At 58.5% G+C, this 13,074-nt stretch carries 14 protein-coding genes; 4 read left to right on the plus strand and 10 right to left on the minus strand.

Features of this window, described 5'->3' with window-relative positions; translation table 11 throughout:
* Nucleotides 1–90: 90 nt before the first annotated feature.
* Both VEG30_15470 and VEG30_15475 read left to right on the plus strand, forming a co-directional pair.
* The gene (locus tag VEG30_15470; protein ID HXZ81327.1) at nucleotides 91–3,615 is read left to right on the plus strand and encodes a TonB-dependent receptor; all 3,525 of its coding nucleotides are present in this window, start codon (nucleotides 91–93) and stop codon (nucleotides 3,613–3,615) included.
* Nucleotides 3,616–3,818: 203 nt separating this feature from the next.
* The gene (locus tag VEG30_15475; GenBank protein HXZ81328.1) at nucleotides 3,819–4,205 is read left to right on the plus strand and encodes a PilZ domain-containing protein; all 387 of its coding nucleotides are present in this window, start codon (nucleotides 3,819–3,821) and stop codon (nucleotides 4,203–4,205) included.
* Between the two features lie 33 nt (nucleotides 4,206–4,238).
* On the opposite strand, the gene VEG30_15480 is transcribed toward VEG30_15475, so the two are convergent.
* A complete protein-coding gene (locus VEG30_15480) occupies nucleotides 4,239–4,502 on the minus strand; it encodes an OsmC family protein (GenBank protein HXZ81329.1) in 264 nt (87 codons plus the stop codon).
* Nucleotides 4,503–4,706 (minus strand): hypothetical protein, encoded by a 204-nt coding sequence (locus VEG30_15485; GenBank protein ID HXZ81330.1) that lies wholly within the window; start codon nucleotides 4,704–4,706, stop codon nucleotides 4,503–4,505.
* Between the two features lie 152 nt (nucleotides 4,707–4,858).
* On the opposite strand from VEG30_15485, the gene VEG30_15490 reads away from it, so the two are divergent.
* Nucleotides 4,859–5,644 carry an alpha/beta hydrolase-fold protein gene (locus VEG30_15490; protein HXZ81331.1) on the plus strand — a complete coding sequence of 262 codons (786 nt, stop codon included), beginning with the start codon at nucleotides 4,859–4,861 and terminating at the stop codon, nucleotides 5,642–5,644.
* 95 nt (nucleotides 5,645–5,739) lie between these two features.
* Here the strand turns inward: VEG30_15490 and VEG30_15495 are convergent, their stop codons facing one another.
* Entirely contained in the window at nucleotides 5,740–6,015 is a 276-nt protein-coding gene (locus VEG30_15495) for a hypothetical protein (protein ID HXZ81332.1), read from the minus strand.
* 355 nt (nucleotides 6,016–6,370) lie between these two features.
* Here VEG30_15495 and erpA point away from each other — a divergent pair, with 355 nt between their 5' ends.
* The gene (erpA, locus tag VEG30_15500; protein HXZ81333.1) at nucleotides 6,371–6,736 is read left to right on the plus strand and encodes an iron-sulfur cluster insertion protein ErpA; all 366 of its coding nucleotides are present in this window, start codon (nucleotides 6,371–6,373) and stop codon (nucleotides 6,734–6,736) included.
* A gap of 78 nt (nucleotides 6,737–6,814) precedes the next feature.
* Here the strand turns inward: erpA and VEG30_15505 are convergent, their stop codons facing one another.
* The 7 genes from VEG30_15505 to VEG30_15535 form a co-directional block, all read right to left on the minus strand.
* The gene (locus tag VEG30_15505) at nucleotides 6,815–7,981 is read right to left on the minus strand and encodes a hypothetical protein (GenBank protein HXZ81334.1); all 1,167 of its coding nucleotides are present in this window, start codon (nucleotides 7,979–7,981) and stop codon (nucleotides 6,815–6,817) included.
* A 67-nt stretch (nucleotides 7,982–8,048) separates the two neighbouring features.
* Nucleotides 8,049–8,654: a hypothetical protein gene (locus VEG30_15510; GenBank protein HXZ81335.1), complete on the minus strand. Its 606-nt coding sequence runs from the start codon at nucleotides 8,652–8,654 to the stop codon at nucleotides 8,049–8,051.
* On the minus strand, nucleotides 8,655–9,203 hold the full coding sequence (locus VEG30_15515) for a GspMb/PilO family protein (GenBank protein ID HXZ81336.1): 549 nt from the start codon (nucleotides 9,201–9,203) through the stop codon (nucleotides 8,655–8,657).
* Nucleotides 9,203–9,805 (minus strand): hypothetical protein, encoded by a 603-nt coding sequence (locus VEG30_15520; GenBank protein HXZ81337.1) that lies wholly within the window; start codon nucleotides 9,803–9,805, stop codon nucleotides 9,203–9,205. The genes VEG30_15515 and VEG30_15520 overlap by 1 nt, the downstream gene beginning before the upstream one ends.
* Nucleotides 9,805–10,698 (minus strand): hypothetical protein, encoded by an 894-nt coding sequence (locus tag VEG30_15525; GenBank protein ID HXZ81338.1) that lies wholly within the window; start codon nucleotides 10,696–10,698, stop codon nucleotides 9,805–9,807. Before VEG30_15525 ends, VEG30_15520 begins: the two co-directional genes overlap by 1 nt.
* Nucleotides 10,699–10,700: 2 nt before the next feature.
* Nucleotides 10,701–12,350 (minus strand): GspE/PulE family protein, encoded by a 1,650-nt coding sequence (locus VEG30_15530; protein HXZ81339.1) that lies wholly within the window; start codon nucleotides 12,348–12,350, stop codon nucleotides 10,701–10,703.
* Nucleotides 12,351–12,378: 28 nt separating this feature from the next.
* Nucleotides 12,379–13,074, minus strand: a 696-nt coding sequence (locus VEG30_15535) for a type II secretion system F family protein (protein HXZ81340.1), incomplete at its 5' end; no start/stop codon positions are given.

The following is a 13,074-nucleotide window of genomic DNA, read 5'->3' on the forward strand; positions in this document are numbered from 1 at the left end:
TTGATCCGGCGCTCGCAGAGCCAAATTCCGTATCGAGCGAGCAACGCCTCACTCGAGTGGGATCGGCGTGGAGATTTTCAGGAGGAAATAATGATGAAAGACCCTGTCAACGGCAGGCGATCTCGAAGTGGACTGAGATTCGTGGCCGCAACCATATCAATGTTGCTGCTGCTGTGCGCAGCGGCTCTGGCGCAATTTGAGAAGGGCACCATCTCCGGCACGGTCACGGACACATCCGGAGCAGTTGTCGTCGGCGCCAGCGTAACCGTTACCGCTCCAGGTACCAATGCGGTTCGGACGACTACTACCGACAGCCAGGGCAGCTATTCCGTCACCAATCTCTCCCCTGGCACTTATGACGTAAAGGTATCGCAAAAAGGATTTGGAGATGTTGTCGAGAAGTTCACCGTATCACCCGGTCTGCGCGGGAGCCTGGACATACAACTGCGAACTGCAGGCACGGAGACAACCGTAGAAGTGGTCGGCCAGACCGAAACCCAGGTCGACACCGAGAGCTCATCGCTCACTCAAGTCGTGGATAGCAAGCGAGTAGCGTCGCTGCCTTCGCTGACTCGCGATCCCTACGATTTCGTGCAGACGCTAGGCAATGTGAACCAGGACAGTGCCTCCGGGCTTGGAGGCAGAGATGAAATCGCGCGCGGGGCGGGAGTTTCGATCAATGGGCAGCGCTCCGCCGGGACTGACATTCTGCTGGACGGTGGGGAGAACGTAGATCTATTTACGACTAAAGTCGGCCAATCAGTTCCGCTTGATTCGGTGGAGCAGTTCAGCGTAACCAGCAGCAATTTTTCCGCCGAATATGGCCGCGCTTCTGGGGGCGTTATTAATGTTGCTACCAAATCGGGCACCAACGCCCTGCACGGCTCGCTTTACGAATTCAACCGGCTCTCCGCCCTGACCTCCAACGATTACGATGACAACGCGCGCGGAAACCCCCGGCAGCGTTACACGCGCAATCAATTCGGCTATTCGGTCGGCGGCCCGATCATCAAGAACAAGCTGTTCTTCTTCAGCAGCACGGAATGGCAGCGGGTAAGGAGCAGCGCGAATGTGACCGCGGTCATACCCGATCCGTCATTTCTGGCGGCATCTGCGCCCAACACGCAAGCCTTCTTTTCCAATCAGACGCTGCGTCCGGGACTGCGGGTCAATCAAGTACTGAGTGCGGCCGATGCCGGCGCTCCGGCAACTCCTGCCACGCCTCTTCTGGCGGCATATGGAAATGCGCCGGTGTTTGACGTGGTCAGCTACGCCGTCCCTTCGGACTCCGGCGGAGGCGCACCCCAGAACAATTACAGCACCGTCAACCGCGTGGATTTTCAGCTCTCCGACAAGACCACGATGTTCGGTCGTTATGCGCTGTTCAATCAGAACGAGTTCGCTGGGTTCGTCAACAATAGTCCCTATGCCGGCTTTGACACCGGTCAGACGAACTTCAACAACAATTTTTTATACTCGCTGACCCACGTCTGGAGTCCGCGCCTGGTGAGCGACACGAAAGTGCTGTTTAACCGCCTCAACGTCCAACTGCCCTTAGGGCAGCAGCCGGTTCAACCGACGTTGTATTTCAGTTCCGTTTCGGGGGTCCGGGTACAGGGCAACTTTATCAGCCTGCCCGGCTACGCCGCGACAACACCTGGACTCGCCATCCCATTTGGCGGGCCGCAGAACGTATTTGAAATCTCCCACGCTTTCACCTGGACCAAGGCCAAGCACGAATTCCACTTTGGTGGCGAGTATCTGTATACGCGCGATAACCGCGCGTTCGGTGCCTTCGAGAACGCCGTCGAAGGACTGAATGGATCCGGGGTCGCTGCCGACCTGGAGCAATTTCTCGCAGGCCAGGCAGGGATTTTCCAAGTGGTCATTGATCCGCAGGGTAAGTTCCCATGCGCTCGCGACGTGACCGGCAGTGTTATAGCGACTCCAGCTTGCACGGTTAATCTGCCGGTGACGCAGCCATCGTTTTCGCGCAGCAACCGCTATAACGACATGGCGTTTTACGCGCAGGACAACTGGAAAGTCGCTCCGCGGTTGACGTTGAACCTGGGTCTGCGCTGGGAATACTACGGAGTGCAGCACAACAAAGATCCGCGCCTCGACTCCAACTTTGTTCTTGGCAGCGGGTCGACTCTGTTCGATCAGCTGCGCAACGGCCAGGTCTTTACGGTGGCAGCTACGCCGAACAGTCCAGCCAGTCCGGTCGGTGGCCTATGGAATCCGCAGTACCATAACTTTGCTCCTCGGCTCGGCTTCGCTTGGGACGTCTTCGGAGACGGCAAGACCTCTCTTCGTGGGGGCTACGGCATCGCCTATGAACGCAATTTTGGCAATGTCACGTTCAACGTGATCCAGAACCCTCCGGCGCAGTTCAACTCCACCTTCACGCCCGCTGGACCGATCACTGCGAGCAATCTAGGGCCCTTCAGCGGAACTGGGACGGCTGTGTTGCCGCCTCCAAGCCTGCGCTACGTCCGCGAGGACGTGCCGACCGCTTACACGGAAATGTGGAACCTGTCGTTGCAGCGGCAAGTTCTTGGTCACTCGCTCGTTGCCCTGGAATACAGCGGTGCGCGTGGCATTCACCTCTACTCGATCGAGAACCTCAATCAAGCCGGGTTTGGGGTGGTCTACGAGGGCACCGATCCCACAGTCAATCCTAACGACCGCCTCAATCGCCAGTACGGAAACCTGAATACGCGCGGTGCCAACGGCTTCTCTTATTACAACGCGTTGAACACGCGCTTTGTGTCCAGCAACCTGTTCCACCAGGGACTGGATATCACCGTCAACTACACCTATTCGCATGCTATCGACAATTTGAGCTCAACCTTCAGCGAGACGCCACAAACGGTGAACCTCGGCTTGCTGGATCCGTTCAACCCCGCCCTGGACAAGGGTAGTGCGGACTTCGACACACGTCACCGCATCGCCTTGAGCGCGGTCTGGACGCTTCCGTATGCCAAGGGAATGCATGGCATCGCGAAGCAGGCTCTGGACGGCTGGGAGTTGGCGCCGATCATCACCGCACACACGGGCCAGCCCTTCACGGTGTTCGATAGCAATGCCTTCAATCCCCGGGATACGGTGGTTGGACGCTACCTTCCGGATGGGGCATTCGGATTGTCAGGCAGTACCAGCACGGCAAGTCCTGTCGGTCCAAACACGTTCAATTACCTGAACCTGCCGGGATCGCTTACCTATGCCGATCCGTTAACCGGATCGGGTGAGCTGCCGACCTGCGACATGACGACCAATTCGGCGGGCAACCTGATTTCCACCGGGCAGAACTGCCACTTCCCGGCAAACCTGACCAGGCGGAACACATTCCGTGGCCCAGGCTGGTACAACATCAATCTTTCGGCGGCGAAGTATTTCCCGATTACGGAGCGCTTCAAGCTGCAGTTCCGTGGCGAGTTTTACAACCTGCTGAATCACTCCAATTACTACGTGCAATCTGGCGGGCAGGCCGATGCCGGCAACTTCGGCATCGATACTCCTTTCTCCATTGTCGGCAAGAAGGGAGTCAACCCGGCGATCGGTGTGGCGAACGAAAGACGCTTCATCCAGTTCGCATTGAAGTTGAATTTCTAAGGCAGTTCGGTTTGCGCAGCCTTGGCTGCGCTTTTTAGGGATGGGCTTCGGCCCATCCCGCTTTTTTTTTGCGAGTAGCAGTTTCTCGATGTGTGTGGATGCGAGGCGCTCGAAAAGACAAGCGTGCTGCGAGATTTGAGATGTTACCTTCGTGCCTGGCGGGGGCTAGGACTGAGGTGTAGGCTGGCCGCAGAGTCAAGCTTATGCAGAAATCGGATCCTACCGTCGAAAGCGGCGGGGAGGACGTGACACGCGTGGAACGACGGCGCTGGCCACGGCGGACAATCGATGTCCGTGCCCGGGTGAGCATAAAGAGCAGCGGCGGCCTGACCACGGTCTGTCATGGCAGGGGCAGCGATCTCAGTGAGTGTGGAATGGCGGTCACCATTCCACTGGAGCTCTCAATCGGTCAACACGTACGACTGGTGATGCTCCTGCCTCGGAGTGACCGGGAAATCCGTATCGAGGCCACGGTGCGCAACCGCAAAGGGCATCGATACGGCATGGAATTCACATCGTTGTGCCCGCTGGATCGCGAGCTGATCATTGAGCAATCATCCCATTGCAACACGCCCACCCCGGTGATGTGAGCCAGACGGCGTCACAGCAGCAGCTTGCTGCGCTCACGCGAACTCATAGCTCGACTGGATCTCCATAGCAGGACGCAGTATGCGGTACACCGGGCATTTGTCCGCGTAGATGCTGTGGACGCGCTCTACCGTGTCGCGCGCTTCCGGCGGAGCCTGCAGGCGGAATTTGACGTAGACGCGGCGGATGACCAGGACTCCGCCGTCGGATTCCACCTCGCCGCGTACGTGGGCGATCAGCTTTCCGTGACTGGCGTCGATTTTGCGCGCTTCCAGCGCGCCACCAAAGGTGCCCAGCATTCAGCCACCCAGGGCGGCAACGATGTAATCGAGTGTCGCCGCATGGGATTCCTTCAGTTGATCAGGCGCCACTCCATAATGCTTCGCGATGGCGCCATGCACACTGAACACGACCGGGTGCGGCTCTCCCGGAAGATGGGCTATGCGCAGAGGCCCGGCTTCCCGTTCGATCTTCACTTCCGAAATATAGACGACGTCCGACATGAGATGTCTCCTGATCGGGATTCGGTGGACACTATGATACTTGCGCGGTTGCGAGGCCGACCTCGTGCTAGTCGGTTTACGGGTCGCCGTCGCCCCGGCTCAGAGTCGGTTAAAATCGCCGCCGCTCGCTATTTCACTTCCGAGTTAGAACAATGTCGCCTAGGCTGATTGCCGTTTGGGTCTTTGCGGTCGTAGTCTCGATTACTTCGTCCGCTTCCGCGCTCTCACAGGAAACTGGATTCTTAAATCGCAGCCTCACCATAGGGGACGTGGTTTATCGCTACCAGGTTTATCTCCCTCAGGATTGGACGGGTGACAAGGCGTGGCCCGTGATCCTGTTTCTCCACGGCGCGGGAGAGCGGGGAAGTGACGGCCTGAGGCAGACGCAAGTAGGGTTAGGAGCAGCCATTCGCCTGGAGGAGGAAAGATTCCCGTTTGTCGTGGTTATGCCGCAATGCCCCAAAGAGAAGTGGTGGACTGACCCCGAGATGCAACGAGAAGCGTTGAGCGCTCTGGACGCCGCCATGAAAGAGTTTCACGGCGACCCGAGTCGATTGTATTTGACCGGTCTCTCAATGGGTGGCTACGGGACCTGGTACATTGCAGCCAGCAACCCGGGAAAATTTGCGGCGCTGGTTACGATCTGTGGCGGTGTAGTTCCGCCTAGCGGGCATCCTCAACCCATTGCGCTCGGCCCTGATCCCTACGCAGATCTGGCCAAAAAAATCGGTTCCACACCGGTGTGGATCTTTCACGGTTCGAGCGATCCTGTAGTGCTGCCGAGTGAGTCGCGCAACATGGCATACGCTCTCCGCAAAACAGGCGGAAATGTGAGGTTGACCGAGTATTGGGGCGTGGGGCACGACTCATGGGATAAAGCCTATGCCGAGTCTGAATTGCCGCAATGGCTACTCAGTCACACACTGACTAAGGAGTAAGGACCCAGGGCAACAGATTCGAATAGTAGTGCGGTGGGGACGACACACAGACGCAAGAGTGTGGGAAACACTGCTCGCTGCGCGCGCACGGGGTGTTACTGCGAGCGGCTGAGGCCCTCCCAGACCCACATTCCGGCAATCACGAGGATCAGGACCCCGGAGGCAGCGCCCAGCAGACGCACGGCCGGATTCACCTTATTCACCTTGCGAAGGATCTCCGTCTGTTCCGCCTGCATGTGAGATTCAGCTTCATCCAGGAAAAGCTGATCGTCTTCTTGCATGGTCAGCGTGCTGCGATAAATGAGGAGGACAACCAGCACAGCCGTGAGGAGGCCCCACACGATTAGCAGCAGGGTGAGAGTTGACGTCATGCGCCACCTCGCAATGTACGGTTCGAAACCCGGTCCCACAGAAACGAGGGCCCAATTTTATAGACGAGGACCGCCGGTGTGGATAGCGAGCCTTACAGTGCCGATTATAGACCCGCTTGGCAAGTTCTGCCGCCGGATGTGGCTCCTTTTCACACTTTCGCTAGTGCGAGCCGGGCTGTGCCCGAGGAGAATCGTGATTTTCAGATCCACCATGAGCATGCGTTCGCCTGGGCCTGCGACCACGGACATTAGCAAGTCATCTAAATGCTTGATGCTGAGAGTTATACCCGTCCGTGGAATCAAACTAGGACGGGAAGCAATTTTGCTATAATCGGAACAGTTCCAAGGAGATCAGATGGCAACGACGACAGCCAATCCGGCTACTACTAAAACCTATCCCGTGAACCTTACGCCCAGTGCGGTGGCCAAGGTAAAAGAAATTATGGCGCAACAGAACCCTGTACCAACAGGCCTGCGGGTAGGTGTGGTCGGCGGGGGATGCTCAGGTTTTTCCTATTCCATGTCGTTTGACAATGGCGCCGGCATGATGGATAAGGTCTTCGAAATCGATGGCCTGAAAGTTTTTGTCGATGCGACCTCAATGATGTACCTGCAGGGCGCCACCGTGGATTACGTCGAGACGCTGGAAGGAGCCGGGTTTAAATTCGAGAACCCCAACGTTAAGAGCACCTGCGGTTGCGGTTCGTCGTTCAACGTGTAATCGGCTGAAGGTCCCCCAAAGAGCAGAGAAGAGATCAATGACAGCCTCGCTTACGAGCGGGGCTTTTCTTTTGCTCTGCTACTGCTGAGTTGGCGGCATATTGGGGGTGAGTGGATTTCCCAAGCCCGTCTGCCCGGAGCTTCCGCTCTGGCCGAAACTTCCCGGGGTTGATCCAGTGCTTTGACCAGCAGGCGTGCCGATGCCGCCAGGCCCGATGGGCTGTCCGATGCCCTGAGACGCAAAGATGGGCGGAATCTTCGTGCTATAAGGACCCGTGATCAGAATGCTGACTTGTCCACGATCAAAGGTGGGATCGTAAACAAACTTCCAGTCTTTGTAATGATTCTTCTCGTCGTAGACCTTCAACGATTCTTTCTCGCTGAGACTGGCGACTCCGATGATCGCTCCTCCGCCAAACACGGCAGGGGAGTTGCCGAAAGATGATCCTGAAGTAGTTGAGTCGCTGGCTGTCGTGGTCACACCTAGCTGGCCCGGCGCAGGAGCGGGCGTCTGAGCTGTGGCCGCCAACGCTGTCAACTGTGCGAGTGCGGATTGACCGGCCGACCCAAAAGAGGATTGCCCAAATGAGCTTTGGCCAAAAGAGGATTGCCCGAAGGAGGATTGCCCGAAGGAAGATTGCCCAAAGGAAGATTGCCCGAAAGTTGATGGACCGAACATTGATTGCCCGAAGGAAGATTGGCCCATGGGAGAGCCGCCAAAGGTGGATGCTCCAAAGCCCGAAGTGCTGCTCTGACCGAAGGCGGATTGACCGAACGAGGATTGGCCGAACGGGGATTGTCCGAAAGCCGACTGAGCTGGATTTTGGCCTGCGCCCGCTTGTCCTGCGAGCGCCAGTTGTGAAGCCGCTATTCCTGCCAGAGCGGCGGCTTGATTGAATTGCACTTCCCCGTACCGAACCAGCCGCCAGTTGCCGTCCTCAGTCGTGGGGTCCTTATAGCGTTTGCGGAGGAAGCGCAGATGATTGCTATCCTCCAGCGCCTGCAGATTAGGCGGGTAACGCCCGAACTTTTTGTAGTAGCGCTTGATAGCGCGCGCATACTGCACCCCGCGATGGACCATTTCTTCTTCACGATCCCGCTGACCCTGTTGGACGAAGCGCGGAAGCACGGCTAACGCCCCGATTACCAGGGCTGCCATCATGAACATGAGCACCATCAGTATGTAACCGCGCTCGTCACTTCTGGCGTGGCCGGCAGGACGACGATGGAAGTTGCCTCGAAGCATGCGTATTACGGAGTTGGGACGCTCGAGCTGTCGTTCGCTTTTGAGTGGAGATTACGATGGCCTGCCATCATGATCCCGCTCCTGGTTGAAGACGGATGGTCTGCTGGTGATTGTTCAGAACGTCCAGAATTTCTACATCGGTGGCGTTGATCTTCATCACTCGATAACGGCGGTTCACGATATCGCCAACCTTGGCCACAAATACGACGTCACCATCGGACAGAAAGACGCTCTTGTCGCCGCTCTGAGTGGCAAAACCAAAAAATTTCAGATTGATGGGCGGCGGTGGCGGCGGACCGGTAGCTATAACTGGAGGGGGCGTCGGAGTAGTGGTCCTGGGAGGAAAGTTCGGCTTAGGAATCTCCTCTAGTTCGTAGCCACGGAATATGTTTCGTCCGTTGCCGGCGTAAGTCGTGTTCTCGCTTTCTTTGAGCAGATCAAGGCGCAGCCGGGGATCGAGATTGTCGGCGAGCACCATGGGCTTGCGCTCGGGGCGACGAGCCCGGCGTGCCTGGCGAGGGGCCGCTGCGGTGGTCGGGTTGGAAGGCAGCTGGGTAGACGCTGAACTGGTGTTGGCATCACTGACCAGCATGCGGATAAACATCAGCAGTGCCAGCGCCAGCAGGATCGTCGCTGCCCAGACCTTCTTCCGATTTTCCACCCCGATCTTCACTTATCCTCGCAAATAGGTCTCTACCTTGATAGTGAGCCGGACCTGGCCCGCACCACTCGCCCCTTGCTCCTGTCCGCCCAGCCCGACACCATCAACGATAAAGAATGTTTTGTCGCGCTCCAGAGCATTGATGAACTTCATCGTCTGAGGATAGTCTCCTGCCAGCGCCGCTTCGATGATTACGCGCTTGAGTCCGGGAATCTCCGCATCATCCACGGCATATCGAGCCTGCCCCAAACGAACGTTATTCTTCTTTGCCAGCGCGCCCAGCTGATCAAAGATCGATGAGGTATGCGACGGCATCCGGTCCTGGTAAAAGGTATCAATCTGAGCGCGGGCATCCTGGATGTATTTGTCGACCTGCTGAGGAGGAATGACGCTCCCCATACGCTTGCGAACTTCAGCCCGCAGGCTGTCAAATTCCGCATCGCGCCTTGGTCCGGAGCGAACCGAGAAATAGGCGAGCGCCGCGCCTGCGGCGACAATTACGCCGAGCAGGATGCCCGCCACGATCTGTACTCTACGCCGCGCCTCACGAACGTTTGCCACTACTGACCACCTCCGGCATCCACTGGCGACTGGTCCTGGGGCACATACTGTGCGGAAATCTGAAAGCGAATTGCGTCTCCTCCCGTGCTGCCCCCGACTTCGTCGGATTCGGAAACTACGAAGGCATTGCGGAAGGTTCGCGACTTTTCCATGCGGCTCACCAACTCGGTCGCACGGTCACGCGAATCCCCACCTACCAGCATATCAATGCGTATTTCGTCTTCCTTGACCTCAGGTTTCAGAGCGAGTACCCGCAGATGGGGAGGCATGATCTGCTCCAGATCGACAAAAACCTTGGTCCAGGAGACCTGCTTGCGGTGGATAAGCTCATTAATGAATGCGGAACGCTCGCGCACATCCCGATTCTCCGGGCGGTTCAGAATCTGCTGCTCCTCAGCTTTTTCGGCTGCCAGCCGCGCCAGTTGCTGGTGAGCGCGGTTGATGTCCGCACTGATCTGGCGATAGGACCGCCAGCGATTTACGGCGGCGGTGCAAAACAGAGCGGCAACGATGAGGAGCGCCCCGAGAATCGCGGCCCAACGTGTAAAGAACCTGCGTGCGTCGAGGAAGGGTTCGCTTGCGAGATTGATATTGAGATGCATCAGGAAACCAGGGCCCCCACTACGCCTGCCAGAATCGATTTGGGGATACTTCCGGTAGAACCCACATAACCAGAGCTCACCAGATCATCAACCCGGATGCCCGTGTGCTCATTCAATGCGGGTGCCAGTTGTTCCGCCGAGACCAGGCCCGCCACCAGTATGCGGCTCACTGCCATCCCGTAAGTGTCCTGAAAGAATACCAGCGAGGGATGCACGGCCTCGACCAACTCTTCGGCACTCTGCAGGCTGCCCCGCGGGTTTTCCAGAGTACGGAAGAGCAAAACCTGTCCGTTGCCGGAAATGGCAATGCTGGTGGTAACCGTATCCACCTTTACCACCATGGTGGGCTCTTCGCCACTGACATTGCCGAGAGCCGCCAACATGGAGGGAAGCACTACACCGGGACTAAACCCGAGTTCACGGAATTGCCTCTCGTACTCCTCCAGCACACTGGAAAGCACGACCGCCGCCATGACGCGCAGCGAGCCGTTCACGCGGCTGGTGTCGTAGGAAACCACGGCATGCTCGACGTCAAAGGGAAGGGTTTTTTTCAGGCGGAAGCGGACGGTAGCCTCTTGCTCTTCTTTTTTCTCAGGAAGGCTGTCGAAGTCAAGCAGGGCGATGCGCACCGCGGCATCCGGCAGAATGGCGGCAACGTCGTGCGAGCGCTCGCCGACGGCTGCCATCGCCTCGCGAATGGAATGCTTGACTGCAACAGAATCCGTCAGATTTGCTTCGGTAAGGCTGGGCACAACCGCACCGTGCGCCAAGGTGCGCACCGCGTACGTCTCGATGCTATTGCCGTCGCGGGAAACGCGGGCGGCGATCACGCGCTCGGGGGTAATCTCACAAGCGATACGCGGACCTACCCGGGTTGGACTACTGCGCGCCATGGTTACCTTGTCGTCTCGATAAAGGTGACTTTATTGATCTCCTTGAGAGTCGTGATGCCAGCGCGTACCTTGGCGAGCGCCGATTCGCGAAGGAAGTGCATACCTTCTTCCTTGGCAACGCGGCGAATCTCGGATGTGGGCTTCTTGGCGAGAATCATTTCGCGCACGCGGTCACTTAGATCCAGCAGTTCGTGAATCGCGGTGCGGCCACGATATCCCGTTCCTGCGCACTCGATGCAACCCTGGCCCTCATAGATGGGAACGTCCATCCACTCGGCAGGATCCAGGCCGCTGGTCTCCAGAACCTCTGGCGAATAGTGAACCCGCTTCTTGCAATGTTCGCAGATGATACGCACCAGACGTTGAGCCAGGATGCAGTTCAGTGCGGACACAAAATTGTAGGGTTCCACCCCCATGTTGAGGAAGCGCCCGATCACGTCCACCACATTGTTGGCGTGCACGGTGGTGAACACCAGGTGGCCGGTAAGCGCGGACTGGATGGCGATCTGCGCCGTCTCCGTATCGCGTATTTCGCCCACCATGATCTTGTCGGGGTCGTGGCGCAGGATGGAGCGCAGCCCGCGGGCGAAGGTCAGGCCTTTCTTCTCATTCACCGGGATCTGCGTGACCCCGCGGATCTGGTACTCGACCGGATCCTCAATGGTGACGATCTTGTCCTCCTCGCTCTTGATCTCGTTGAGGCCGGCGTAGAGGGTGGTGGTCTTGCCGCTGCCGGTCGGTCCTGTGACCAGTACCATGCCGTAGGGTTCGGCGATGTAGCGGCGGAAGCGGCGCAGGTCGTCGTCGCTGAAGCCCACCACGTCGAGGGTGAGATTGCGGAACTTCTCGCTCATCGACTCCTTGTCCAGCACGCGCAGCACGGCATTCTCGCCGTGGATGGAAGGCATGATGGAAACGCGGAAGTCGATGGAGCGGCCGCTGTAGCGCACGCGGAAGCGCCCATCCTGGGGCACCCGGCGCTCGGCGATGTCCAGCTCGCTCATGACCTTGATGCGGCTGATGATGGTGGAATGGTGTTCCCGGCCGATGGGCGGCATGGCCTGCTGCAGCACCCCGTCGATGCGGTACTTGATGACCGAGGAGTCGTCGCGCGACTCGATGTGGATGTCGCTGGCCCGCCGCTGCAAGGCGGTGAAGATGGTGGTGTCCACCAGGCGGATGATGGGGCTGGCTTCGCCTTCAGCCGTCAGCCGCTCGATGGAAATGGTCTCGTCGGCCGCTTCCTCCTCCTTGATGACGTCGAGCGCGAAGCCCTCGCTGGCTTCCTCCAACACGCGCTGCGACTGCTCCGTCTTCTTCAGCAGGTCGGAGATCTGCGACAGCGTGGCGACCTTGGTCACCAGCCGCTTGCCCAGCAGCAGTGCGACCTCGTCGATCCATGGGCTGCCCGGCAGGTCGGCGATGGCAATGACCATGTTGCCGTCCCGCTCCTCCAGCGGCACGAAATTGTGGCGGAACATCAGGTCCACGGGAACGGAGCGGAACAGCTCGTGGTGGATGTGGAAGTTGCGCAGATCCACGAACTCGCAGCGATAGCGGCGCGCCAGGTCCTTGGCGCGGGTCTCTTCCGCCGCGTGGTCCACCGGACCGCCGCTGCTGCCGTTCACGAACAAGGGTGGCTTGCCAGCCATCGAACTCCTGAATTCTCTCCCCAACTCCCTACGAGGGGCGGATGCCACCCGCTCCCAGGCTGAAGATGGGAAGGTACAACGATATCAGCACGAAAGCCACTATTGCGCCCATAACGATCAAGATAACCGGCTCGATCAGCGACAGCGCGGCCACCAGGGCAGTCTGCACGTCTTCTTCGTAGAACTCGGCCACCGAGGTCAGCATCGCCGGCAGAGCGCCCGTGGACTCGCCTACCTCGATCATCTCCACCGCCAGGACGGGGAAGACCCCGGCATCCTCCAGGCTGCGCGCCAGGGGGCTGCCTTCGCGCACCTTTTCCGCCGCCACCAGGGTTGCCTTTGAGATCAGCCGGCTTTGCATAGAATCGGCGGCCGTCTGCAGCGCTGGCATCAGAGGAATGCCGCCCGCCAGCAGCGTGGAGAGCATGCGCGAGAACATGCCGATCTGGTACTTCAGCCAGATGGGCCCGACCAGGGGCAGCGCCAGTCGGATGCGATCCAGCCGTTGCGAGCCGCTCTCCGACTTGCTCCACTGCCACACCAAAAACGCCGCCACCGCGATCACAGGAATGAGGATCAGGAAATAGTTCCGGATCATGCTGCCGACGGTCAGCGTAAATACCGTGATCTTGGGTAGCTGGGCCCCGAAATCGGCGAACAAGGCCTCAAATTTGGGGATGACGAAGTTCAGCAGCACCGTCAGGATCACAATCACGCCGGTGAT

The sequence above is a fragment of the Terriglobales bacterium genome (assembly GCA_035624455.1).
Classification (GTDB): Bacteria; Acidobacteriota; Terriglobia; order Terriglobales; family Acidobacteriaceae; genus DASPRM01.

Coding starts and splice junctions, on each gene's coding strand:
- erpA (HXZ81333.1), top strand. CDS start 6,371: ATGGCAACGACGACAGCCAATCCGGCTACTACTAAAACCTATCCCGTG.
- VEG30_15475 (HXZ81328.1), top strand. CDS start 3,819: ATGCAGAAATCGGATCCTACCGTCGAAAGCGGCGGGGAGGACGTGACA.
- VEG30_15490 (HXZ81331.1), top strand. CDS start 4,859: ATGTCGCCTAGGCTGATTGCCGTTTGGGTCTTTGCGGTCGTAGTCTCG.
- VEG30_15530 (HXZ81339.1), bottom strand. CDS start 12,350: ATGGCTGGCAAGCCACCCTTGTTCGTGAACGGCAGCAGCGGCGGTCCG.
- VEG30_15495 (HXZ81332.1), bottom strand. CDS start 6,015: ATGACGTCAACTCTCACCCTGCTGCTAATCGTGTGGGGCCTCCTCACG.
- VEG30_15520 (HXZ81337.1), bottom strand. CDS start 9,805: ATGCATCTCAATATCAATCTCGCAAGCGAACCCTTCCTCGACGCACGC.
- VEG30_15470 (HXZ81327.1), top strand. CDS start 91: ATGATGAAAGACCCTGTCAACGGCAGGCGATCTCGAAGTGGACTGAGA.
- VEG30_15485 (HXZ81330.1), bottom strand. CDS start 4,706: ATGTCGGACGTCGTCTATATTTCGGAAGTGAAGATCGAACGGGAAGCC.
- VEG30_15480 (HXZ81329.1), bottom strand. CDS start 4,502: ATGCTGGGCACCTTTGGTGGCGCGCTGGAAGCGCGCAAAATCGACGCC.
- VEG30_15525 (HXZ81338.1), bottom strand. CDS start 10,698: ATGGCGCGCAGTAGTCCAACCCGGGTAGGTCCGCGTATCGCTTGTGAG.
- VEG30_15505 (HXZ81334.1), bottom strand. CDS start 7,981: ATGCTTCGAGGCAACTTCCATCGTCGTCCTGCCGGCCACGCCAGAAGT.